We start from the raw sequence: 22,781 nt of genomic DNA, 5'->3' as shown, positions 1-22,781 counted from the left end.
TTCTACTCCGTTATATCTAATTCCTTACATTTATCCAAAATACCTTCCCACGTGCAAAGGAGATTTATAAGTTCACTCAATGTCCATTTGATTTCTGTTTCTAAGATTCATTAAGAACGTTTGAAGCTAAATAAAGTTTTCCAAATAAAAAGAGGTCTCTTCGTGGAGATACCTCTTTTTTATGTATAATGGTTTGGTCACGTCACCTTATTTTTCACTTCTATTGGTCACAATTTTCGAAAAAAGTGGTTCTTCTGGTCACACTTCAGCCAATTTTATGTGACCACATACATTTCCCTGACACTCGCCTCGGTTATCCATTAATCTCGGATTTCAAGCATACAACGTACTCATTTACACGTATGTAAAAGTAAACTGGTTGCGGCGATCAGAGTGCTTTACCTCTCCTAATAAAAAACATCAGATCAATTGGTGAGAAGGTGCACCCCACTCACTTATATATCTCTTCAATTAACTAAAACTTCCAACAACATTTCTTGTTGTATTCTTCTTCTTTAATTATTATGCTAGGTTTATAGGAAATTACTACTGTATCTTCAGATCATAGTCAGATAAAAAGACATCTTAGGAAGTGAAGCGGAAAAATGTTAAAGGAATTACTATCCAAATTTTCACAGAAGTCTAAACCTAAAGAAATAATAAAAGAAACTGTTGTCCTTGCACCTCAAAAAATATTCTTGTTTCAACCTGATTCAAGAGAGTTAGAAAGTGTTATTAATTCCTCTTATCCCGATGGTAAAGCTCCGGGTTATGTTTATTTTGTTCAAGAACATTTAAACGGTTCATTTAAAATCGGTAAAACAAAACACATTGACCAAAGAATGAATCTTTTTAGTGTTAAACTGCCATTTGAGAATGAACTTATTTTTCTTATCAAATCGGGGAATCACCATCAAACAGAAGTCGCTTTTCATAAACATTTTGCTCACAAGCGTTTAGAGGGAGAATGGTTCGCTTTAACACGAGAGGATATTACATGGATTAAAGAAAAGAATTATACAGAAGATATAAATATGACTATCCATAATCAGTTAGGTGCAGAGCGCACACAGAAAAATGAAACTGTGGCTCTCTCCTTAACAGAAAAACAGCTTGAATATGCTAAGTCTATGATCAAGAGGTTAGATCAAGAATACGAACTAATGGTTGATTACTCATCCTTAACCAAGAAGGATTTAGATAGATTAATCGTTTATTTTAGATACAAAAACGTTGGTGCTTTAAATAGCCTAGTTAAAAATGGCGTACTTAAAGTTAAATAAAACATCTACTAGCGTTGCAGAATCGGTGAACTACATATTAACATGTGGTTCTTTTTCTTTCTAACAAATAATCAGTATCAACCATTGGACAAGATAGCTTCTTAACAAGAGAAAACATGCCGCTAGTTGACATGCTTACAAACAGAAGCTACCTAAACATTCTCCTCTTTGGCGGAGTCTTATTCGGTGGTTGTCAAAGCATTTCCATCTTGAAAGCTCAAACCTTTTTATAGTTGAATATTCAGGAACCGATGTTTCCATTTTCCTTAATATTTATATACTCTTGTTCTAATCGTTTAAATTCGTTATAGTAATGCTGGGCTAACTCTTCTCCTAACTTCCCTTTCCCTCTTTGAATAACGCTCCATATTGATCTAATGATTTGACCTGAGCTTTCATCCACTCCATAATCTATTCCTTCATTCATTAGTACATAGAACTCTAATATCCTACAATGACCTTCATACTTTATAGCAGTTTCCTTTAGGTTACTATTTTTTGACAACTTACAATCAATCCAAATATCATCGTTAATAACAATATCCGGCTTCAAATAACTAGTATTGGTATTATGTCCTTTTACAGGTATAACCACTTGAAAATCTATCTTCTTATGTTGATTCAATACTAACAATATCTCTTTTACTTTAGATTCAAACCTTAATCCTAATTGGGCATAAGCAGTTAAATGCGGATTAATTAATGATGACGATGTCCTTTTCGGAGTAACTAATTTATTCTTTTGCTTTTTTCTAATTCCTACATACTTACAAAAAGCTTTAATCTGATTTGGCTTATACTTATCAAAAATCTGCATAACATATGAATTTGCTTTTGGACTATATTTACTAAAAGAAGTGTGATTCTCTTGCTTTTGAAAATCAATATATAACTCTTTAGCACGCTGTAACTTTTCATGCCTAGTAATCTCTTCTCGATCAAAATAACTCAATTTTTCAACCTTTTTTTTCACAATTACCCTCCAAGGGTAAGTTTCTATTGATTCTACAATTATACCAAAAAAGTTTTATTTATAAAATTGAGTTTACTCTTAGCTGGATTAACTATAAACAATACTTTTTATGAAATCTCTTCTTAATAAAAACTAAAAAAGATGCCTTAGAAAAAGACATCTTTCTTACGTATAATGCGTGGTCACATCACCTTATTTCGCACTTCTGTTGGTCACACATTTGGTCACATTTTTGAAAAAAGGCTGTATTTCTGGTTACATTTCAGCTAATTTTCGTTTGACTACGCTCGTTTCTTTGTCCTTACCGGTTATCCACCGTTTCTGGATATAGGTCATGGTTCATCATGCGGTACTCCGCCATTTTTTCGTATTTCGTGCCAGGCTTCCCGCAGTTCGTGTACGGGTCAATCGAAATCCCGCCACGAGGCGTGAATTCGCCCCATACTTTAATGTAGCGTGGGTCCATCAGTTCAATAAGGTCATTCATGATAATATTCATGCAGTCTTCAAGGAAGGCAGCGTGGTTGTTTAAAAACGGATTTTCAACACCATCAAAACCTCTCTCTCAAAACCTTAGTAAATCATTGACTGTAAGCTATAAAAGCTTTATTACAGATAGTTTTGTATTTAGGTAATTAATCGATAATATGTGTTAAAATGGGTTAAGGGAACTTTTTACAGGCTTAAGAGCATTTTAGGAGGCTCTTAACAATGAAAGGCAGTATTAAAAAGAATAAACAAACAGGCAAGTGGGATTTCATTATTAATATTGGAAAAGACCCACTGACGGATAAGCGTAAGCAGAAAAAGAAGCGAGGGTTTCAAACAAAGAAGGAAGCGGAGAAAGCTTTAGCAGCTCTTTTGAATGAATTACATGAAGGGCTTTATATTGAACCGTCTAAGCAAACGTATGGTGATTACATGCGCTTCTGGCTTGATACAAAGATAAACGAAATGAGTTCTTAAACTTTAAAAGCATATGAATCGTACTTAAAAAATCACATTCTCTCTTCTTTCGGCTTATTACCACTGGCGTCCGTAACACCAATGCACGTACAAGGTTTTATCGGAGAGCTAAGAAGTAAGGGATTGGCGAAATGGACGATTAAGCGCATCTTTAATGTTGTAAATGCCTCTTTAAATGCAGCTGTTAAAATGGAGCTTATCAAGAAAAATCCCGCTTCAGGTGTTGAAAAACCAAAAGTAACTTCGAAAGAAACTATCATTTGGAATGCAACTGAAGTGTCTTTGTTTCTTAAACACTCTATGTCCTCCCCTTACTACATTGCTTTTCTGCTTGCAGTAACAACAGGAATGAGGCAAGGAGAAATCTTAGGATTGCGTTGGAGAGACATAGACTTTGAAAATGAGTGTCTTTATATAAGACAGACCCTGACACACGATGGAATAGGATTCAAGGAAGGTACGAAAAGTACAGCCGGCAACCGCTCAGTTGGTTTAGATGCAGTCACTATATTCAATCTTAAACAGCACAGAAAGCGGATAGCATCCAACAAGCTCAAATACGGCCCTGCTTACCTTAATTCTGATCTGATCGTATGTACTTCAAATGGAAAACCAATCAACCCTAGGAACGTGCTCAGGACCTTCTACCGCTTAATTGCTAAAGCCAACCTTCCTAAGATTCGCTTCCATGATTTAAGGCACACGCACGCTAGTCTTATGCTACAGCAAGGAGAAAACATTAAACTAATATCCGAGCGGTTAGATCATAGCAGCGTAAAAATCACATTGGATACCTATTCGCATGTTTTGCCTAACATGCAGCGAGAGGCATCTAAGCGTCTTGCAAATAAATTGTTTAACGGTTAATTCCCTTGTCCTTATGACCAATGAAGCGGAACGGATATAAGAGAACAAAATAAAAAAACCGCAAACCCTTATACATCAAGGATTTACGGTTTTGAACATTGATGATTCCTACTGGGTTCGAACCAGCGACCTCTACCCTGTCAAGGCGGCAATCTCCCAGCTCAATATAAGATTAAAAAAACAGGAAAATCTTATGTTGCTTACTGTCTTTTTTCAGGGATTTTTATTTCCTGTTTTTAAATAACCTCAATAATTATCTCGCCTCTGTAATAATCTAAATTATATTAAACATTGTAATAACGAAATAAGTCGTTTAATTGGATGCCGTAAATCTCTTGATAGTTAGTTTTTCTCATTCCATATAAAATTTCAAGCATCTCTTTTCTATCTTCCTTTTCACCATAATGAATTTTCCTATGACATGTAGGACATAAACTATAGATATTTAGGTAATGATCCACGGACTTCTCGAAGTTAAAATACTGCTCCATAGGTATTAAGTGGTGTTTCTCCATAAACTGTTTGCCACCGCTAAGATTAAATGTCCTATGATCACTATCCATTTCGCATAGAAAATCAGCGAGCTTAATAGCCAAGTCTCCTTCTTTCCGATTTCTTGGCGGATGCAATGAACCCGACCTTACTTGCAGTCTATTTAAACGATCCGGAGGAACCGTCTCTTCGTGTTTAATTTCATTGTTTTCGTTACTTGAACCGCTAATACTTTCTTGATATCTATCCTCTAAATCGCTAGTTAAAATAGAGTTCACCCATTCATTATAAACTCTTACCAGACTTGTTAAATCTCCTTCCAAATCGCTATTTTGAATGTATTCCATATCGTATTCTTTACCTAAAATATTAGCGGCTTCATACTTAGCGGGTCTGGAACTGTTGGTAAATATCTGTATCGAAGTTCTGGGGTCGTTGGGAAAAACCGTTTTATCAAAAGGTAAAGGCCTAAGGGAGAGAGGCGTGGTTTTAAAATCCAATGAAGGCAACCTTATCGTATTGGAGATTGGTCGCACCTTTTCCTTAATAGAGCCAATACTACTTAGCTTATCCGTTCCTTGCTGCAAAGTAAAAGCCACACCATCTCCTAAAACCTTAAACAATATCGCCACATACACACCCGTTTGGGAACTGGAATCGAAACCATCTTTCCTATAATGAATCCCCACCCACGGTATATCCGCCGGTCTTCCAACAGCGGTATGAACAGATATCTCAAATAAATCATTATCAATTAATCGAGAGATTTCCTTTGAAAAATCATTTATTAAATATCTTTTAAAAATAGTCCGTTGACTATCACTTAACAGTCTATTGGGCAAGAAATTATTAAGAACATAAGCAAGCTTTTCTTTTAACAAGCGATTCCCCCCTAATTTGTACAATTACTTAGTCTTACTCTAGTATCAACCATTCAAAAACTTGAAAGAATGCTTGATCAGCTTTACAAGCAAATCTCTATTCTCTTTTATATTATTCTTGGATAGTTTGATTCTGTAAGTCCTCCCACGCTTACTATACTCCAAAAAATCCAAGCCGGATTCCTCTATTAAATTATCAATTTCCTCTGATTGTTCCGATTTTGGTTGAAAAATAATATTTTGCTTCCTAGGCTTAAATGTCACAAAATTATTAGTCATTCCATCTTGCTCTAACCCAATATAAAACTTGTTGTACTTAAGCCTTATATTGTGGTTGATATTTTCATGTATTAAAGTTAGGAGTTCATCAGCAAGCGCGACTGTTGATGGAGTGGCTTTTTCTTCCCAAAATTTACGGTCCGTCGGTGTTTGAAATTCTTCATCCTCCTCATAAGTTGGAAGAGCGGTCTCATCCAAGACAGTAATAAATTGAAGTCCAATTTTATTTTCAATTTGGACCGCGTTCATTTGAATAGCAATTATAGGGATATTCCCGTTGAAAAGGCTTATTACATTTAAAAATCGACTCGTAATATCTTCCGCGACAATTACTGCCACATGCTCAAATTGCGGAGACCTTTTTCTTTCTATATCCCAATACTCTATTGTTCTTATAATATGACTTTCGTCCGTTTTTCCTAATTGTAGTTCCACTTCATAGCGTCTATTGTTATCATCTTGAAACAAAAAGTCCAACCTGCCCGCTCTTGGCTGCTTTCTCTCCATCTCTTTTAATTCGATCTCTCCCAAACCAAGCATGGAGGTATCCTCGGCAATTTTTTGTTGTACCCATTTTTCGTTAATTTGAGGATATTCTTTTAATGAGATTTTCTTAAGCTTTATATATTCCAATTTCCACACCTTCTATCTGTTGTTTAACTATTACTTAGCACTAACCATATTTACTTCCTTTTTACGTAAAGTTACAAGTTTTTTTACTTTATTATAGTCAAAACACTATCTTTTCGCTTGAGATAATTTGATTGTACAGAAATAAGGGTTTAGATCCACCACCGTTTTTCCCTCTAGTTTCCTCCCCTTTTCTTTCTAATTAAACAGCGTTATATATTAAATTTCACAAGAAATTTTTCTTAAACTACAACTCGCGTTACACTTCGGTCTATTAAAAGACGCGGTTAGTTAACAATCCACCCCTTCGCTTAAAATGACTCATCAATATCAACTTACCTTGAAATTGATTTATCCTTTCCATGGCAGCCGCGGTTTTCGCGTCGCCATTCAAACTGGCGCCGCGCGGTCTCAGACTTGTGCAGCCCTGGAAGAATTGTTCCGTGGCAGCTTGCGTGAGATGGTAAAGGCCGATCGACGGTTTCTTGCGGCAGCGTTCCGAAGGAACATCCGGATTCTTTTAATGTTTCTATGCGCGCCCGCTCAAACGCACTAAAATGTTGGTGGCTCACGACAGCCCTCCGTGAATGTTTGTGTAGGAACTTACATTTTACACGAAGCGTGATGGGCGTTTTTTATTTCTATATGTTACGCTTTATATTACAAATCATCATTAGAAAAGGAAGGAAGTTGCTCGTTTGGAAGACAGAAAAGCTATTGAACAATTTCTAATGGATATTGAGGTGCTGGACGCGCTTGAATCTAGAATTAGCGGATTTAACACTTTTGAAACACTCGGATTGGTTTCAACGGAAATTCGCCATAGTAATATGCTGGGATGGTTAATGTCGCCTAAAGAAAATCACGGGCTTGGCGAGTTGTTTTTAAAAAAATTCGTTCAAGAAGTCTTTTACCATCATCAACATTCTTTTTTAAACGCGGATATTGGACTTATCGACATTTCCCTTATGGATTACAGCGCGTTTGTTGTTCGGAGAGAGTATAAAAATATGGACCTCTTACTCTATGCGGAAGCGTACAATATCGTGATAGCCATCGAAAATAAAATTTGGAGTAAAGAATCGGCGCATCAGCTTAAAAACTACTTCATGAAAGTCCAACATGAATTTCCAGAATACCATCAGATATTTTTGTTTCTCACTCCCTCCGGGGAACGACCCAGCGACGAAGAAAACTGGATAAGTATCTCGTACGAATACGTGTTAAAAGCTCTAAAAAAAAGTTTGGACCTAAAAAAAGACCAATTAACGCCGCCTGTTGAATTTTTTATTAAACAATATGAAGAAATATTAAGGAGGTATATCGTGGGAGATAAAGAGTTGGAAAGTATTTGTCGAAATATTTATTTCAAACACCGTAAAGCGCTCGATTTAATTTTTCAATACAAACCGGATATTTTTTCAGACATCGCGGTCGCGCTACAAGAAAAGCTTCAATCACATCCACACATCAAAATGGATACCTCCAACAAAACTTATATAAGGTTCACCACAAATGAGTTAGACAACCTTATAGAAAAAGGAGGCACTTGGACTGATAGCGGTCGCATTCTGCTTTTTGAAATTCAAAACAAGAATGGAAAAATCGTGATGAAAGCTATTATAGGCCCGGGTGACGCCACTGTCCGCCAGAAACTATACGATATTAAAGCGGCTTTCCCAGAAACGTTGAAAGGAACAGTAAATAAGCTGGGAGCGCAATATACGCAAATTTTCTCAAAAGAAATGGTTTCGCGCGCTTATATTGAAAATTCCGAGCACGATAATGAAAAAGTGGTCAAAAAAGCTGTAACCGAGTTGAAAAAATTTCTTTCCAATGAATTACATGAGATTGAAAGGGTTATTATCGAAAATTACAAATAAGGAAAACAATGTTTCATCATGCGTAAAACATACGCACCTCCTCTTTTAAGAGTATTTTAAACCATATTTAATATAAGGACGGATTGCGGGCGTGGGAACGCCATATTCCCGTTATTTAAGATGATTAAAGCAAGTTGGTTAAAAGCGCCCTTCTGTATAAAAATGTTTATTTAAATTGTCAATAATAAATCAAACAGCCTTTTAAAGGGCGGCCGATTTTATTAAATCGAGCTCACATAGCATTGCGTTCCATGAATTTACAGCTCGTCAAACTGGTTGACATAGTCATTGAACTCAAGTGAGAGACGCTCCAAACTATCAAGCATCATTTGTTTGACAAACTCTGTCTTGATAACGTTGAACGGGGCTTCCGCCTAGGCATTGTCATATGGGCAATCCTTCACGTTTCCATTATTAAATAATGACGCTTTTCAGCGACAAAATTGTTAAAGTTAAGATAAAACGTGATAAGGTATAATATAGTTATTCATCCTTGGAAGATTCCAGGCAAAATAGTGTAAAACGCACGCTTGGTTTATTTTTTGGAAAGGAACTGAGAAATTTTGAATACAGTGATAGCGTTTATCGTTATATTTGGATCACTTGTGTTTTTTCATGAGCTGGGCCACTATTTGTTCGCCAAGCGCGCCGGCATTTTGTGCCGTGAATTCGCAATCGGCATGGGTCCGAAGGTGTTTGCCCATAAAAAAGGGGAAACGGTCTGGACATTCCGTTTGCTGCCGATTGGCGGCTATGTGAGAATGGCCGGAGAGGACCCGGAAACCGCAGAACTGAAGCCGGGGCAGCGAATTGGCGTGGTTTTTAACAAAAACGGCGAAGCGATTAATCTTATTTTGAACGGCAGAGACCGTTTTAAAGACGCGCGACTGATCGAAGTCGAAAACGCCGACCTTGAACACGGCATGACGATCATCGGTTATGAAGAAGGGGCGGACGAATTAAAAACGTATCCGGTCCATCGGGAAGCGCTCATAACGGAAGATCAGCTGAGCACGCAAATCGCGCCGTATGAGCGGCAGTTTAATTCAAAATCACTGTCGAAGCGCGCCATGGCCATTTTTGCGGGACCGCTGTTTAACTTTATCCTCGCGTTTATTATTTTTGTGGCGCTGGCCATGATCCAAGGGATTCCGACAAACGAGCCTCGGCTTGGTGAAGTCACCGAGGGTGGCGCGGCGACTCGAGCGGGTCTTCAAGAAGGAGATCGGGTGATGTCGATCAACGGTGGCGCGGTAGGATCGTGGGAAGAAATTGTGGGCGTTGTTCAGGAAAATCCGGGCAAAGAATTGTCGTTTTTGATTGACCGAAACGGTGAACAATTGGAATTGCCGGTCACGCCTTCAAGTATGGAAGCGGAAGGCGAGACATTCGGCCGAATCGGAGTGTACAGCCCGTTTGAACATTCCGTCTTAGGCTCTTTCACATCCGGAGCCAAAGAAGTGTATAACTGGACAAGGCTTATTTTTGAGCTTTTGGGCACGATGGTGACCGGGCAGTTTTCAATTGATATGCTCTCGGGACCGGTCGGCATTTATGTGTCAACCGATACGGTCGCCCAGTCGGGCGTTTTAAATTTGGCGAAATGGGCGGGCGTGCTGAGTATTAACCTTGGCATTATGAACCTGCTGCCGCTTCCGGCGCTTGATGGCGGACGACTGATGTTTTTTCTGTTTGAAGCGGTGAGAGGAAAGCCGGTCGACCGCAAAATGGAGGGCTTGGTTCATTTTGTCGGTTTCGCTCTTCTTATGCTGTTAATGATTATCGTCACATGGAACGACATTCAGCGGTTCTTTTTATAAAATATCTTTTTAGCCGGATGACATTAATTGAAACCAAGCAAAAAGTTAATTCCAGTAATGCGGAAAGCGCGGTTGACGCGGAAGAGAAAAAGACCGAGCCGCTTTTCCCCCACGTTTATTCGGCGAAATATAAACGGCTCGCGCAGCTACCGGCCGCTTGGCGAAAAGTTTTCTCCGCATGGAAGAAATTGTCCACAAGGAAATATTAGCTTGCCGTTCCGAAACGCGGCTGAAAAAGAAGCCTCGGAAGGTACTGTGGAAGTTAAAGCTCGCGAAACGAGCGATTAATCGAGGCGGCTCGTACATATGACGCGCGAATTTCCAGCCACTCTCCAAACCAAGTAACAGAATAAAAAAGCGTCGTTCATTTTTTCGAACGACGCTTTTTTATATTGCATAATTATTAATTCGCGGGAATAGAAAATGAAAGTTGCGTATCGGCGCAATTTTGTAAAAGGGTTTCAACGGATTTCGCTAAATGCCATCCTAGAACGGGCGGCACCGCGTTACCCACTTGCTTGTAAGTATAAGACGCGGCCCCTAGAAATTCAAAGTCGTCCGGAAAAGATTGAATCCGGGCGCATTCCCTAACCGTGAGCCTTCTCCAATAGGCCATATCACTAGGATCTTCCTCATTCAAACTGCGATAATGAGCTTCGATATTTCCATGATGCTCCGCTCTTATGGTGATGGAAGGAGCGTTCGCTTTAATTTGTGAATTCCCCTGCATTCTGCGTCCTGGATAAAATTTGGCTTTGGATACTTGGGAATGGTTGAAAATATCCGGATTGTTTTCTTGCCCCCAAAGATCGTCGAGGGCTTCTTGAGCGGTGATCGGATTTTCTCTATGTGTTTCCTCCGGAAACACGAATTCCTCTTCTATATCTGACCGAACACCCACTATGAAAACCCTCTTTCTTATCTGGGGAACACCAAAGTCGGCGGCGTGAAGCAACTTGTGCGTCACGTTGTAACGCACTGTTTCTCCATTGTGTTCGATGGAACTCAAATCCGATTTAATGGTTTCTAAAATAAGACCATTTTCCATATTAACCAACCCCTCGACGTTCTCCGCAACGAACACTTTAGGAGCGATACGCTCAATTACTTTTTTCATTTGCAGGTAAAGCTTTCCGCGCTTAACAGTAATCCCTTGTCTTTTTCCAGCGACACTAAAATCTTGACAAGGAAACCCTCCTATTACGACATCGGCTTCTGTTGGAACAAGTTCAACCTCGTTTTCCAATAAGTCTTCAATGTCTCTTTTGATGATGTGTTTTCCTATATTTTTTTCATAAGTTTGAACAGCTTGTTTGAAAAGATCGTTGGCGAAAATTATTTTGAATTGATTTCTCTCATAATAATTGCCAAGAAACGTGAAGTCCCCTCTAAATCCCAAATCCAAACCACCACATCCACTAAACAGCGATACCACAGTATTCATATATTTTCACCTATCCTATTTTATCCATCTAATTATTAAGTTATAATAAAATAAATATACGAAAAGTCAAGTTTAATAACATTATATAACTCCTGGAGTTATAAATCAATAGGGATTGTGATTTTTTCATGATTTATTTTAAATTGGATGATTTTCTAAGAAAACATCAGTTATCAAGAAACCGTTTTTCGCAAATGACCGGAATCAGACCCAATACAATTAACGACATGTGCAATGGAAATACCAAGAGAGTCGAGCTGGAGACGCTAAACACGATCATAAAAGCTTTAAATGAAATCAGTTCTGAAAAGATGTGTGTCAGTGATCTGATGGCCTACAAGGAAGAGGATGAAAATGGGGACTCAAACGTCGACGATAGAAACAATATTGAAATTGGCTAAAACAAGAATTGAAAATGAATTGGATTTATCCCATGTGGATAACGGAGTGCGATTTGAAGAATACGTGGCGGAAACGTTGACTGAAGAATGCGAAGCTCACTATAGTAAAACGGGTGAAATAATCACTGTTGAACAAACCGGAGCGCAAAGTTTTCCCGATATTATTCTAGGAAGCACTTTCGGGGTGGAAGTCAAATACACTAAAAGCAACAAATGGCAATCCATGGGGAATAGTATATTTGAAGGAACTTTCAGAAAGGAAGTAACGGATCAAATATACACGTTTTTTGGAAGGAAAAGCGGAAATAAAATCGAGGCGCGCTGGAGAAAATACGAAGATTCTTTAAGTGAAATCAAGGTGACGCATTCCCCTAGATTTTTGATCGATATGGAAATAAACCAAGAGGATACGGTTCTGAGACGAATCGACATATCTTATCAAGATTTCAAAGTTTTATCTCAAAAAGAGAAAGCGAAGCGCTTAAAAGAATTCGTAAAGAGCACTTTACGGGAAGGTGAAACTTTATGGTGGCTCGATGAAACCGAAGATGAAGGTTTTTCGCCTAAAATAAAAGATTTTCGCGATTTAACTTCATCACAAAGAAGCCGTTATTTAATCGAAGCGATGGTGTTGTTTCCCGAGGTGTTTTCCAATGAATCCAGTAAGTATTTAAACACGTCGCTCTACTTCCTTAAAGAACACCAATTGATCAGCTCTTCTCTAAGAGATTCATTCAGCGCCGGCGGAAGAGAGGCCCTACTAATCTCAGGTGAAACTGTGAACGTGCCTCAAGCCTATAAGAAATTATACGATTCGGCGGAAGGTATATTGTATTTATTTAAAACCATAGACTTGGGCAAACTACTTGAATATTGGGAAGAGAAAGGCGTCCGCGAAATAAAAACTAGAAATGAGGCGATAAGGACTTGGTTTAGATTGTTAAACAGGTACTCCGCTAATTTACCAGCTGAAGTGAAGGCGTCAACCATATTCAAAGCGGGATTAAAGTAGTCATGTTCGGGCTTTTTACTCTTTTGGCAACTTCGCAAAAGAATTTACAAGCGAGACGCTTGTAAATTCTTTTGTGAAGTGATGAACGCCGCCAGGTCATCGATCACTCCGTCAAAGTCGGCCTTTAATTCATGTTCCCAAACTCTCCTTACATGCCAGCCGCGTTCCAAATAGTGAAGATTGACTTCCTGATCCCTTTGCTTGTTTCTGTCCAATTTCTTATTCCAAAAATCAGTGTTGCTCTTAGGTCTTCTACCGTGCAAAGGACAAGCGTGCCAAAAACAAGAATCGATAAAGATGACAATTTTGTACTTGCTTATAGCGATATCGGGTTTCCCCACTAATTTTTTAACATTTTTCCTAAATCGGATACCTTTTTTCCACAACGCTTTTCGAACTTCTTCCTCCATTTTTGAAATGGATCGAACTTTCTTCATCACTTCGCTGCGTTCGCTTTTCGAAATGTTGTCCGTCATTTTCATCACTCCATAAGAGTTTATTGCTTATAATATCCCTTATATCGTGAAGATCAAACGTAATGCGCTTAAATTCATTTCAATATCCCGATCAAATTAATATGTAAGGAATTTCTCAACTTCTCAATCTCTTCGAGACTTAATCCAGCCAAATCCACACTATCCTCGTTGTAGACATTGCGCGCAAAAACAATTTTCCCATATAGTTCAAGCTTATAGCCGTCTTCAACAACTATCTCAAACACGGGATTTCCCGGCTTAAACTTTCCTTGATCGTCAACTATCAACGCGATGTCTTCACTGTAGTCGACAATGTCGACTCCGTCGCATTCAAGTATTTCATTTAAAGCGTTTGATTGATGCGCACCGCTTTCAATAGGTATCTCTAATATTTCAGCTTCATACATCATCTTTTCCGTATTAAAATTAACGGTATAAATCCGCATTTGAGAAGTGAAAACGCTCATCAATGTTACTCCTTTTCTTTCAATTTCCAATTTAGCGTTGGCAAGGGCGCCAACGCTAAATTGGAAAACACAGGGATGATCCTGACAAATAAGAACATTTTCCACTCTCAACCGTTAAAAGATCGTCAATTGATCCTTAACTTGACAAGGATCTCGTCCAAATAAAAAAACCCTTGCCAACATCCATAAAAGACATACGCTCCATTGAGAGAAATTGTTCGACCGGAGGCATACTTTAGATCTGTTGGCAATGGCTGAATTTAATTGTACCAGAAACTGAACCAATATAAAAGACGTACAATACTCTTCCACGGACGCAAAATTAAATTTTAAATATAAGTCAGGAATCTTACAAAGTTATTTCATTTTGTTCTTGTGCGTCAACCGTACCCTATTTGTGACGCCAGTTACGCTTCTTTTGTTAATCTTTTTCATTCTCTTTGTGCTGGCGCTCAATTTCAGCGAGTGACGCTTCTTGTGATCCTTCTGCCGGCTGTTCGTTTTCCGTTCTTTTTGGATTAATAGACGCCCCCACTTTTTCGAATGAAGAGTGCTGATCCCTATTTTTCCATTTGTAAATAGTGGAATCGGCTAGAATTTGATAAAGAGCCGCGATTTTCAATATAAACACGCTTGTTTCATTCATATAATTGAGTGCACCCAATTTAAACGCTGGAGGGTGGTTTGTATACCGGGAAGTGAGCTCTCACTCCATGTTCCTCCTTATATGAGGCGCCCGTTTATGAATCGTCTTATATTCAATCCTCAGGACTTTTCCTATACTTCAGTAAGAGCCTCTTTCTTTAAGATAGGGACTGACTCCATAGATCGAGACAAATAAAAAATACCTTCTTATAGGTGCCAGGGTGAGTTATCTAGCGGAAATAAAAAAGAGGGACGTGCGGTTGAGACTAGCTAGGTTGGCTGTTAAAGAGTTATGAAAGAATTAAATATTCGAAACTATACACAGCATAAAAACATAGATGAAATGGTACAAAGCAGGTGAACTTCACCAGTTTGAACAGCCAGTGGGCGAATAATGTTCTTATGGAAAGGACTTGAGTATAAAAGTAAAAAAGAAAAACCGCGGGTTTAAAAACAAAATTTGAACCAGCGGTTATTGACGTTTTAAAAACTACAAAAAATTGGAAGTTAAGTTGTCCGGTAAATAGCTGCGAAACTGGTGTAAAACTCAATACCAGACGCCCGTTGGGGAAACACACCGGCATCTTGGCTTGGAAAGATATACTTATTACCACCATTATATAAATTATGGAAAAACGGATTCATTAGAGTAATTATAACCGCACTCAAACAAAATCAGACAACCAGCTGCCGGATACGTACCCGGCGGCTGATTGCTTAAAAGGAGTTTTGACCTCTGTCTCAGAAACGGGGGTCAGTCCCGCTTTTCATTTCCTTTGATAAATAAAAGATGAACTGATATATCTGAAATCGTCAAGTTCATCGTAACTTTACATAATCATTCGCAGTAAAAATCCAGTAGCAATTTTATAACTTCTAATTTTCCCGTAAATATTCTTGATATTTATCGTACCAAGAAACATTCCAACCTTCTTGCTCACATAAAAACTTTAGCTCTTCTTCATCGCATACCTCCAAAGATGTTATTAAATCATGTGTCGATTTATTAACTATTAGGCCATTCTCAATATCTAGAGATAACGACTTATGTAGAGAACTACTTCTTATATGTGAAAATTCAGCAGTTTTTCGAACGAGGGTCTTACCTGTTAATTCATCAAATTCTATGTCATATTTTTTTATTCGTTGTTTCTTTAAACTTTTCTTTTTCTCTCTCCATTCTTCTAAATACTCTGCTCTCTTTACTTTCGCTCGATCTGAATCTCTAATAGCGATTAAACATTGCTCGCTAAAACTCAGATATTTCCCCTTCTTTAAAGTATCTGCTTCTTCAATCTCTTTGCTAATTATCCCCATCACTTGGTATGCTCTAACATATAAATAATCTCCAATTCTTTTAATGTCATCAAAACTATCAAAAAGATCATTAGCATTAGCCTTCGTAGTTCTTAAAATTTGGTGTAATTTATCTTTTGCTATCCATAGTTGACCCTGTGCATCTAAGTAAGCTTCGGCATCTAAAGCATTAGTTATAGAAGTTAAAGTTCTTTCATGTAAGTTCACAGGATTCTCCGGTCTCTTATAAGGGATATTATTTTCAAATTCATGCAATTTTAGAAGCTCATTTTTTTTACTCATCACTCTACCATTCCTTCATAGAGTTCTTGTAATACTTTTATAGCTTCTTCTGCTCTTGGATGTTTTGTCTTATCAGGGTGAATGAGTTTAGCTAAATTATTTCTCCACTTCCTGGCATATTTAGGGTTATTATAACAAAACTTCGTAATTTTCAATTTATCCTGTCTTTGCTTGCCTTGTAATTCAATTAACGAATAAATAATTTCATCTGTCTTAGTTTTAAAGTAAGGTAAATCAGAATCTGTTTCTTCCTTTGTCACAATTAACTCCGTACTAATTTCTGACTTGCTAAATTCATTTAGAGCAAGTTCTCTCAGCTTTTGTATTACTAAAAATAGCTCCTCCCAACTTCTAGCTCGAATTTTAATATGATCTCCGCAAACTTTTTGTAATGCACGTTTAATCTGTAACATTTTCCCTAATTCTTTCATTTCATCTAAGCTTTTAGCTTGGACTATCTTTTTAATATCCATTCTTATACCAGCCTTCCAACCTTATTTATGTTTTAATTCTACAATCCATTTTTTTCTTTGTATAGTTAATTTGAACGATCACTGAAGACATTACTTATCTCCCATCCTCAATAAAAATCATCTATTACGCCCTTAATACAGTGTATTTGTTTAAATTGTTCCTAAAATCTTCTTCAATAAGGATATTTCACAATTTAGAATGTTTAATTAACCTGTAAAATACTACCACCCATTATATGGTTTGGAGCCGCAAAAAGATACGTGATCATCTTTTTAGATTCGCATCTCCATGTTATAGTGCCTAGTCTTATAATATTACGATTCATACTTTTTAAATTCCCTCTTATTTGTTCAACTATTTGAAGTAACCGCGCATTGTAATTTTTTAATATTGCTTTATCACCTTCCCAAAATTCGCTTCCACGATTTAAGACATACGCATGCAAGCTTGCTATTACAATAAGGTGAAAACATCAAGTTAATCTCAGAGCGGTTGGGTCATAGCAGTGTCAAAATCACATTGGACACCTACTATCTAATATGCAAAATAGACTGGCAAACAAGCTATTCAACGGTTAATTTTATTTCCTTGTGACCAACGAAGCAAAACCGCTACAAGAGAATAAAATAAAAAAACCGCCAACCCTTATCTACCAAGGATTTACGGTTTTAAACATTGATGATTCCTACTGGGTTTGAACCAGCGACCTCTACCTTGTTAAGATATCGCTCTCCCAGCTGAGCTGAGGAATCGTAGAGGATTGCAAGTATTTATTTAATTAGCATCACGGATTGGTTACAGGTTGGTGACCAAGAATTTATCCTTTCAAGCCTGTTATTAAAGGTTTCTCATAATGAAATATCCTTATACAAAGAACTAAGGAAAATAGAGTGCGCCTGAATAAATCATATATTTTTTAACATACGAGATTTCTTTATTGTTCCACTTAACGATTTCCTTCTTTGGGTGGACTAATTTTATCTTCAACAAGTTAAGACAGCTACTCTATTTCAGGTTTCCGATACTTTTCTAAAAGAGGGAGTAGTTTTTGAGGATCATCATAAATATAGTCAAAAACTTCCATACCGTTTAAAACTATTTCTTGAGCCAACAGTTTAAAGAGCTGACCTTTAATACTAATAGACATCTCGTTGAAAGCCTTAGCATCTTGATGCCCTATTTCTATGTAGTAATAAGGGGCTTCATTAGGGATAAGCTTTTTGCTCGCTTTACCTCCCAGAAAAATCAACTTTTGATCATTTTTTGTTTCTAAAAAAGGAAGATCTAGTGAGCGAAGATACTCTTCTCCTAATAAAAATATAACTAAATCATATGATTTTATTTTAGTACTAGTATCCTTATTGATATTTAAATATCTTGACCACTCTGTTATTTCATTTTTTTTCATTTCTGCAAAGGTGACGTTATAGGGTACGATTTCGGCTGTTTCTTCCAACAAGCCATAACCGGCTGATATGATAGATAAGTCTACAATATTGTCAATAAAGCTACTTCTCAGAAGATTAATGCCTTCCATAACTCTTAGATGTTGTCGTCCTTTATACATATCCCGAGCCTTAACCTTAAAAGAACGTAATTCCTCTTCTTTTTTTGTTAAGGCACTAGGATTTAAAAAGTCCTCTTTATTTAACTGGTTCTCAATCTTATATATTTTATCTTTTGTGCATGAAGTAATAATTAAAGTTTTCATTTCTTCCTCCTACTCTGAGGTGCAACTAATTCCTTTATATTACAATTAATATTGTGGTAAAAATATTAGCACTTAATGAGCTCCTGTGTTCTCATAATCAAAAACTTTGTAGAAACGAGAATATTTTTGACAGTAAAATAAATAAAGGTATACTCTAAAACAGTAATTTTATTGCGACAATGATTGGGATATACTTGTTTATCCATTAACGTTATTCTATGTAGGAATGTAGATCGCTACGCAACTACAAAATTCTTGGTTTTATTCTTGAAAGTATAAAATTTGACGACCTGTTTTCTTAAAATAGTGAATAAAAATATTATTACGGGAGGTCAAATTAAAAGAAGGTAGGCTATTTTTATAGTCTACCCTCTTTTAGATTTTTAAACTGAAACGTTGGGACACTATTTTCTGTAGCGTAATAAGCACCAATTAAGTCGTTTTCAATTTCTTTTAAATGATAATCTTTTGCATTTTCAATTATACAATAAGAGAAATTCACTTCTTGCCCCCAATTCTTTCTTGTATGCTGCCTAAGCCTATTATTTAATTGATTTGATTGTCCAATATATAAAAGGGTATTTGTTTTAAGTCCTTTGATACGATAAACACCTTTTTGAAGAGGCACATCAGACAATTGATTTGCTCCTATAAAATTTGACCAAGGAAATCCCATAAAATTTAATGACAATGGGGTACCTTGAACGTGTAATGGAGGGAAACTTTCACCCCATGAAGGGTTACGAGGTACCGAATCTTGTAGTTTACCTCCACGAAAACCACTTTTACGCCCTCTTGACTTTTCATAGTCTTGGTGAAATCTACCATGATTACAAACAGTTGACTGCCCAGTTTCCAATCGATAACTCCACAGAAGAAAACATTCTAGCCCTTCTCGGCTATTTTTAGTTAGATCTACTGTAGAAACGGAGCATTCGAACTCCCATCCTTCAGCGTCCCTCCAGGACCATAAAGAGGGACCAGCTGTATGTGGGTCATTAAAAGGCATCTCTTCTTTAACAGTATTTCGAATAAGGTCTGTTACTCGTTCTCGCAAGTTACGCCCTGTTTGTCCTATATACATGAGCTTGTTCTGACCCTTTGGCTTAATACGATATACACCGGGCAAAGTTGGGATAAAGTGTTTATCTTTCATTATTTCATCAAAGGTGTACCAAGGAGTCCAGGTTAACCCTCCCCATGTTTCTTCTAAGAATGATAGAGTCATCATTTTGCACCTTTCTGTTCTATTATCTAATAACTACTCAAGTACTTAAGAAGTTATTCAGTACTTTCAATCATTTTGAATTAATCACCGAAAGACTCAGTCACACGCCAATATGAATTTAAAGAGAAAACCTGTCACCTATTCAATATAGGCTCTAGCATACGGTATATCGGTAGTCAAACAGCTGCCTCTTCTATTCGCAATTACTTTTTCATGATTACATGCTATTTTAGTAGATATACCGTTCCGGACCTTTAAACACTTCCTTCACATGCCAGGACAAAAAAGACTGATCCGGCTCATAGGATTGGCTGATCGGTTTTGCGATTGGCTTGCTGTGATATTTTAAAAGCCATTCCTCAAACCCGTTCGTTCCGTGTGCTTCTTCTGAAACGATTAAAATGCGTTCAGGATTTAATGTAAAAACACCCCGGTCAAATAATTTATGATGCAGGGAGCATAAAGCGATCCCATTTTCCTCAATGTCCGGTCCGCCTGCCTGGTGCCATTTAATATGGGCTGCTTCAATACCGACTAATGTATGCCCGAGTCTGACGTTAAATCCGCAGACGGCGCATGAATAGCCATATGCGCGCAATATTTTATCTCTAAATTTAGGATCACGCTTTTTTCTTTGCATGCTGAAATTTGAAAAATCGAGCCCAACTGCTTCCAATATATCCTCATAAAATGTATCCGGAAAATGAAGGTTCAACAGTGTGTATGCTGCTTCCTGAACCAGCTCCGGATGAGCAAGTAGCAGCTGGTACGCTTCGTCTGTAAATCCGCCGCCTATATTTTCCTGGCGAAGAAAACGTTTTGAAATAGAGGTTGAAGGAACAGGCTTTGTTATTTTCCACACTCCATCATTCTTAAGACGAACAAATGGCTGTTCTGGATGATTGCTTTTACGCGGCGGTCCAAAGTCAATGAGCAGTTTTTCCAGTGAATCTTCCACCTCTTCAAAGCGAAAAGCCTGCATCTGTTCATTTTGGATTTTTCCCAGTGCAAATAATAAAACAAGCGGCTTATGCGGCGCACGCTCGCCATTTTTCTGCCAGATATTCAGCTTTGAGATTTTTTGCAAAAACTCTTCTTTTTCCATCAAGGACACTTCCTTTTACTGTCTATTAAACTATTTTAACAAATACTTGTGAATGTTTACTGATTTTTGGCTAAAACGCTCCAATGGTGTAATCGGAAAGAAAAGAATTAGTATCTTACTGGGAAGGATAGTGCTTGAGTGCGAAAGATGATCCCGATACAATGAAGCAAGGTAATCTGTGTGAGGAAAGATGGAATGTCAAAGGAAATGGAAGAATTTATTGTGCAGAGCTACCAGAAAGAAGAGAATATGATGATTTTGGTGTTCGCACAATGGTGCATCAATCATGATTTGGACCCGGAAGCCGTATACTTGAAAGCCTATCCTGAGCAGTCAAGGAATCAGGCTTTAAAGGACGCACTTGCCTTGACTGTGCCGAATGAAACGCTGCTCGGCGTACTGTCCCTGTTTGGCAATGATGATTTTGCTCTTATTGTCAGAGAGGAAATTGCCCGGCGGGATGGACAGAAAAAGCTGTAATCACTAAAAAGGGCTGCCAGCGGATCATCCAGTGTGCAGCCCTTTTCTTATTCTTTTAGGAAGTGTGCTGAAATCGCGTGAATGATCGTCTGCCAGTCATCTGCATGTATTTCGTGGCCTATTCTCTCTAAGTTGGGGAGCTTAACGTTCGGGATTTTATCAAACCAGGTCAACTCCATGCTCGCACTCCCAGGGATTTACTTGTGTGCGGAACAGATCTTTTACACTCAACAAAGAAAATTTAACCCATTAAAACCTTGATATACCGTTGTTTCTAAATAAATACCCGGAATAAGTAATAGTTAAATAAAATCTCTTGATGGGCAAGTGTTGGGCAAAACTATAATATGTGAATAGCGGTAATACAAATCATGCTTTATTTTCAGAGCTCTTTCTTTTCATTATGTTGTTTCGGTTTCGAACCTTGAATTACACGGAAGGCTCTTTTTTTTGCATTTTTATCCCTGTAGAGTGGAACCTTTGGTTCACCCATTGGTTTCATTGCTAATGCAACAATACGTTGCAGCTGTTCCAGATCAACAAGCTGTAGTTCTTTTTCTTTTTTTCGTTTGATAAAGTTAAATAATAATTTCCACACGTTTACTCCTCCATTCGTTTCTTCAAAATAAAGGTTCGTGATTTTAAACAGTCTCAATCCACAATAAAATATTGAGTGATACAAAGCCATTTTCTACAAAGGAACTACCATTAATTAAATAAACCTCTTGATAGGCGACTAGATGGGCAAAACTTTATGATTATCTAAGTTGGCTTACATCCACAGACCTATTTATAGAGACTGTTGTGTAGTATCTTTTCTTAATAAGAATATATCTTTTTCATTTACTATTTCAATAAACGAGCAGAACTTTTTTCGGAATACTTAAGCAACATACTGTTACCATCGTCATTAAATTAGCTCACACCTGCATAAAGTAAGGTAGGTAAAGCTTGAAATTAGATCTTTGCTATCTTTTTTTAAGACAGTAACATATGGCTGGTTTCTATCTACATAGTTCCATATACTATGAGGAACATGCCGTTCACAAACAAGAACAATCTCCGCTCTGTTTAATTTTCCTTTTAATACTTCATAGCTTTCCTCATACGGATTATGCAATTCCACCGAGCAGCCATGATTCTCTAATCGGTTTCTATAATCATTCATAAACCGAGCACCGATAACTAAAATCTTAAAATTTCCAAACCTGAGGTAATTTTTTGGTTCTGTTAAGTCATTTTTCATCTTCCTGTTATTAATTGGAGAAGATGGTATTTCCCAAGCATAAGTCTCAACAATCAGGGCCTGACCGTCTTGAAGGATTGCCTTAACTGGGCATTCCTCAACAAGCGGCTGTTTGCTCAAATTGTCCCTTATAAAGTAGGACTGAACATTAGACGTATCCGTATAATCGACAAATTGCCATGAATTATTTTCAAGCGTAATAAATCCAATTCTCTCGTAATTACTAGTGTTTTTAGTGTTTCTTAATTTATATCTTTCCTTGTGTTTTTGAGAATGATGTTTCACTAAATTTACACGCCTCATCCAAAGGTAGAATAAATTATGACTGCCACGATAAAAATATTGTAAATTCTCTCTTGTAATCGATCTTTCAATTAACTGTAATAACTCGGACAGGGATTCTCCATCAATTCGCTTTT

At 37.5% G+C, this 22,781-nt stretch carries 23 protein-coding genes, 1 tRNA gene and 4 pseudogenes; 10 read left to right on the top strand and 18 right to left on the bottom strand.

What is annotated here, in order from left to right:
* Window positions 1-605: 605 nt before the first annotated feature.
* Window positions 606-1,283, top strand: a complete 678-nt coding sequence (locus RRU94_RS15790) for a GIY-YIG nuclease family protein (RefSeq protein WP_315695596.1) — start codon at window positions 606-608, stop codon at window positions 1,281-1,283.
* A gap of 241 nt (window positions 1,284-1,524) precedes the next feature.
* Here RRU94_RS15790 and RRU94_RS15785 read toward each other — a convergent pair whose 3' ends face one another.
* Window positions 1,525-2,256, bottom strand: coding sequence for a hypothetical protein (locus tag RRU94_RS15785; RefSeq protein WP_315695594.1), 732 nt, complete (start codon window positions 2,254-2,256; stop codon window positions 1,525-1,527).
* Window positions 2,257-2,557: 301 nt separating this feature from the next.
* A pseudogene (locus RRU94_RS15780) lies at window positions 2,558-2,782 on the bottom strand (NADPH-dependent 7-cyano-7-deazaguanine reductase QueF); the annotation flags it as partial.
* Between the two features lie 185 nt (window positions 2,783-2,967).
* On the opposite strand from RRU94_RS15780, the gene RRU94_RS15775 reads away from it, so the two are divergent.
* From RRU94_RS15775 to RRU94_RS15765, 3 genes and pseudogenes are all read left to right on the top strand, one after another.
* Window positions 2,968-3,222 (top strand): Arm DNA-binding domain-containing protein, encoded by a 255-nt coding sequence (locus RRU94_RS15775; protein WP_315695592.1) that lies wholly within the window; start codon window positions 2,968-2,970, stop codon window positions 3,220-3,222.
* 12 nt (window positions 3,223-3,234) lie between these two features.
* Window positions 3,235-3,426 (top strand): annotated as a pseudogene (locus tag RRU94_RS15770) (site-specific integrase); the annotation flags it as partial.
* Entirely contained in the window at window positions 3,412-4,089 is a 678-nt protein-coding gene (locus RRU94_RS15765; RefSeq protein WP_315695989.1) for a site-specific integrase, read from the top strand. The pseudogene RRU94_RS15770 and the gene RRU94_RS15765, both read left to right, overlap by 15 nt.
* Window positions 4,090-4,373: 284 nt before the next feature.
* Here RRU94_RS15765 and RRU94_RS15760 read toward each other — a convergent pair whose 3' ends face one another.
* Window positions 4,374-5,462: an MrcB family domain-containing protein gene (locus RRU94_RS15760; protein WP_315695590.1), complete on the bottom strand. Its 1,089-nt coding sequence runs from the start codon at window positions 5,460-5,462 to the stop codon at window positions 4,374-4,376.
* 45 nt (window positions 5,463-5,507) lie between these two features.
* On the bottom strand, window positions 5,508-6,374 hold the full coding sequence (locus tag RRU94_RS15755; protein WP_315695588.1) for a hypothetical protein: 867 nt from the start codon (window positions 6,372-6,374) through the stop codon (window positions 5,508-5,510).
* Window positions 6,375-7,069: 695 nt separating this feature from the next.
* Between RRU94_RS15755 and RRU94_RS15750 the strand changes: the two genes are divergently transcribed.
* Window positions 7,070-8,254, top strand: a complete 1,185-nt coding sequence (locus RRU94_RS15750) for a PDDEXK-like family protein (protein ID WP_315695586.1) — start codon at window positions 7,070-7,072, stop codon at window positions 8,252-8,254.
* Between the two features lie 257 nt (window positions 8,255-8,511).
* On the opposite strand, the pseudogene RRU94_RS15745 reads toward RRU94_RS15750, so the two are convergent.
* Window positions 8,512-8,613 (bottom strand): annotated as a pseudogene (locus tag RRU94_RS15745) (hypothetical protein); the annotation flags it as partial.
* A gap of 204 nt (window positions 8,614-8,817) precedes the next feature.
* Here RRU94_RS15745 and rseP point away from each other — a divergent pair.
* Window positions 8,818-10,074, top strand: a complete 1,257-nt coding sequence (gene rseP, locus RRU94_RS15740; protein WP_315695584.1) for an RIP metalloprotease RseP — start codon at window positions 8,818-8,820, stop codon at window positions 10,072-10,074.
* Between the two features lie 403 nt (window positions 10,075-10,477).
* Here rseP and RRU94_RS15735 read toward each other — a convergent pair whose 3' ends face one another.
* Window positions 10,478-11,518, bottom strand: coding sequence for a DNA cytosine methyltransferase (locus tag RRU94_RS15735; protein WP_315695582.1), 1,041 nt, complete (start codon window positions 11,516-11,518; stop codon window positions 10,478-10,480).
* 128 nt (window positions 11,519-11,646) lie between these two features.
* Between RRU94_RS15735 and RRU94_RS25710 the strand changes: the two genes are divergently transcribed.
* Complete coding sequence (locus RRU94_RS25710; RefSeq protein WP_410493029.1) at window positions 11,647-11,919, top strand: helix-turn-helix domain-containing protein; 273 nt, start codon at window positions 11,647-11,649, stop codon at window positions 11,917-11,919.
* Window positions 11,873-12,931 carry a hypothetical protein gene (locus RRU94_RS15730; RefSeq protein WP_315695580.1) on the top strand — a complete coding sequence of 353 codons (1,059 nt, stop codon included), beginning with the start codon at window positions 11,873-11,875 and terminating at the stop codon, window positions 12,929-12,931. The genes RRU94_RS25710 and RRU94_RS15730 overlap by 47 nt, the downstream gene beginning before the upstream one ends.
* Before the next feature lie 44 nt (window positions 12,932-12,975).
* Here RRU94_RS15730 and RRU94_RS15725 read toward each other — a convergent pair whose 3' ends face one another.
* The 5 genes from RRU94_RS15725 to RRU94_RS15705 form a co-directional block, all read right to left on the bottom strand.
* The gene (locus tag RRU94_RS15725; protein ID WP_315695578.1) at window positions 12,976-13,407 is read right to left on the bottom strand and encodes a very short patch repair endonuclease; all 432 of its coding nucleotides are present in this window, start codon (window positions 13,405-13,407) and stop codon (window positions 12,976-12,978) included.
* A 74-nt stretch (window positions 13,408-13,481) separates the two neighbouring features.
* Window positions 13,482-13,874: a DUF3846 domain-containing protein gene (locus RRU94_RS15720; protein ID WP_315695576.1), complete on the bottom strand. Its 393-nt coding sequence runs from the start codon at window positions 13,872-13,874 to the stop codon at window positions 13,482-13,484.
* Between the two features lie 421 nt (window positions 13,875-14,295).
* Window positions 14,296-14,520, bottom strand: coding sequence for a hypothetical protein (locus RRU94_RS15715; RefSeq protein ID WP_315695574.1), 225 nt, complete (start codon window positions 14,518-14,520; stop codon window positions 14,296-14,298).
* 875 nt (window positions 14,521-15,395) lie between these two features.
* Window positions 15,396-16,118, bottom strand: coding sequence for a hypothetical protein (locus RRU94_RS15710; protein WP_315695572.1), 723 nt, complete (start codon window positions 16,116-16,118; stop codon window positions 15,396-15,398).
* Entirely contained in the window at window positions 16,118-16,591 is a 474-nt protein-coding gene (locus RRU94_RS15705; protein ID WP_315695570.1) for a J domain-containing protein, read from the bottom strand. The genes RRU94_RS15710 and RRU94_RS15705 overlap by 1 nt, the downstream gene beginning before the upstream one ends.
* A gap of 403 nt (window positions 16,592-16,994) precedes the next feature.
* Between RRU94_RS15705 and RRU94_RS15700 the strand changes: the two are divergent.
* A pseudogene (locus tag RRU94_RS15700) lies at window positions 16,995-17,186 on the top strand (tyrosine-type recombinase/integrase); the annotation flags it as partial.
* Window positions 17,187-17,271: 85 nt separating this feature from the next.
* Here RRU94_RS15700 and RRU94_RS15695 read toward each other — a convergent pair.
* From RRU94_RS15695 to RRU94_RS15680, 4 genes are all read right to left on the bottom strand, one after another.
* Window positions 17,272-17,344, bottom strand: a tRNA-Val gene (locus RRU94_RS15695).
* Between the two features lie 248 nt (window positions 17,345-17,592).
* Entirely contained in the window at window positions 17,593-18,303 is a 711-nt protein-coding gene (locus RRU94_RS15690; protein ID WP_315695568.1) for a DUF6884 domain-containing protein, read from the bottom strand.
* 358 nt (window positions 18,304-18,661) lie between these two features.
* Window positions 18,662-19,534: a GIY-YIG nuclease family protein gene (locus tag RRU94_RS15685; protein WP_315695566.1), complete on the bottom strand. Its 873-nt coding sequence runs from the start codon at window positions 19,532-19,534 to the stop codon at window positions 18,662-18,664.
* Window positions 19,535-19,760: 226 nt separating this feature from the next.
* A complete protein-coding gene (locus RRU94_RS15680) occupies window positions 19,761-20,636 on the bottom strand; it encodes a phosphorothioated DNA-binding restriction endonuclease (RefSeq protein WP_315695564.1) in 876 nt (291 codons plus the stop codon).
* Between the two features lie 195 nt (window positions 20,637-20,831).
* Here RRU94_RS15680 and RRU94_RS15675 point away from each other — a divergent pair, with 195 nt between their 5' ends.
* The gene (locus RRU94_RS15675) at window positions 20,832-21,116 is read left to right on the top strand and encodes a hypothetical protein (protein ID WP_315695562.1); all 285 of its coding nucleotides are present in this window, start codon (window positions 20,832-20,834) and stop codon (window positions 21,114-21,116) included.
* Between the two features lie 47 nt (window positions 21,117-21,163).
* Here the strand turns inward: RRU94_RS15675 and RRU94_RS15670 are convergent, their stop codons facing one another.
* From RRU94_RS15670 to RRU94_RS15660, 3 genes are all read right to left on the bottom strand, one after another.
* The gene (locus RRU94_RS15670; RefSeq protein ID WP_315695561.1) at window positions 21,164-21,295 is read right to left on the bottom strand and encodes a hypothetical protein; all 132 of its coding nucleotides are present in this window, start codon (window positions 21,293-21,295) and stop codon (window positions 21,164-21,166) included.
* A 203-nt stretch (window positions 21,296-21,498) separates the two neighbouring features.
* On the bottom strand, window positions 21,499-21,714 hold the full coding sequence (locus tag RRU94_RS15665; RefSeq protein ID WP_315695559.1) for a hypothetical protein: 216 nt from the start codon (window positions 21,712-21,714) through the stop codon (window positions 21,499-21,501).
* A 312-nt stretch (window positions 21,715-22,026) separates the two neighbouring features.
* Complete coding sequence (locus tag RRU94_RS15660; protein WP_315695557.1) at window positions 22,027-22,647, bottom strand: hypothetical protein; 621 nt, start codon at window positions 22,645-22,647, stop codon at window positions 22,027-22,029.
* Window positions 22,648-22,781: the final 134 nt, after the last annotated feature.

Source organism: Domibacillus sp. DTU_2020_1001157_1_SI_ALB_TIR_016, assembly GCF_032341995.1.
GTDB lineage: Bacteria > Bacillota > Bacilli > Bacillales > Domibacillaceae > Domibacillus > Domibacillus indicus_A.
Note: the sequence above shows the minus strand (reverse complement) of the source record. Positions and strands in the feature narration are given on the sequence as shown.

What these genes read in the sequence shown, in the direction of transcription:
- RRU94_RS15790 (WP_315695596.1), top strand. Translation starts at nt 606, where the DNA reads ATGTTAAAGGAATTACTATCCAAATTTTCACAGAAGTCTAAACCTAAA.
- RRU94_RS15775 (WP_315695592.1), top strand. Translation starts at nt 2,968, where the DNA reads ATGAAAGGCAGTATTAAAAAGAATAAACAAACAGGCAAGTGGGATTTC.
- RRU94_RS15765 (WP_315695989.1), top strand. Translation starts at nt 3,412, where the DNA reads ATGGAGCTTATCAAGAAAAATCCCGCTTCAGGTGTTGAAAAACCAAAA.
- RRU94_RS15735 (WP_315695582.1), bottom strand. Translation starts at nt 11,518, where the DNA reads ATGAATACTGTGGTATCGCTGTTTAGTGGATGTGGTGGTTTGGATTTG.
- RRU94_RS25710 (WP_410493029.1), top strand. Translation starts at nt 11,647, where the DNA reads ATGATTTATTTTAAATTGGATGATTTTCTAAGAAAACATCAGTTATCA.
- RRU94_RS15730 (WP_315695580.1), top strand. Translation starts at nt 11,873, where the DNA reads ATGGGGACTCAAACGTCGACGATAGAAACAATATTGAAATTGGCTAAA.
- RRU94_RS15725 (WP_315695578.1), bottom strand. Translation starts at nt 13,407, where the DNA reads ATGACGGACAACATTTCGAAAAGCGAACGCAGCGAAGTGATGAAGAAA.
- RRU94_RS15720 (WP_315695576.1), bottom strand. Translation starts at nt 13,874, where the DNA reads ATGAGCGTTTTCACTTCTCAAATGCGGATTTATACCGTTAATTTTAAT.
- RRU94_RS15715 (WP_315695574.1), bottom strand. Translation starts at nt 14,520, where the DNA reads ATGAATGAAACAAGCGTGTTTATATTGAAAATCGCGGCTCTTTATCAA.
- RRU94_RS15710 (WP_315695572.1), bottom strand. Translation starts at nt 16,118, where the DNA reads ATGAGTAAAAAAAATGAGCTTCTAAAATTGCATGAATTTGAAAATAAT.
- RRU94_RS15705 (WP_315695570.1), bottom strand. Translation starts at nt 16,591, where the DNA reads ATGGATATTAAAAAGATAGTCCAAGCTAAAAGCTTAGATGAAATGAAA.
- RRU94_RS15690 (WP_315695568.1), bottom strand. Translation starts at nt 18,303, where the DNA reads ATGAAAACTTTAATTATTACTTCATGCACAAAAGATAAAATATATAAG.
- RRU94_RS15685 (WP_315695566.1), bottom strand. Translation starts at nt 19,534, where the DNA reads ATGATGACTCTATCATTCTTAGAAGAAACATGGGGAGGGTTAACCTGG.
- RRU94_RS15680 (WP_315695564.1), bottom strand. Translation starts at nt 20,636, where the DNA reads ATGGAAAAAGAAGAGTTTTTGCAAAAAATCTCAAAGCTGAATATCTGG.
- RRU94_RS15675 (WP_315695562.1), top strand. Translation starts at nt 20,832, where the DNA reads ATGTCAAAGGAAATGGAAGAATTTATTGTGCAGAGCTACCAGAAAGAA.
- RRU94_RS15670 (WP_315695561.1), bottom strand. Translation starts at nt 21,295, where the DNA reads ATGGAGTTGACCTGGTTTGATAAAATCCCGAACGTTAAGCTCCCCAAC.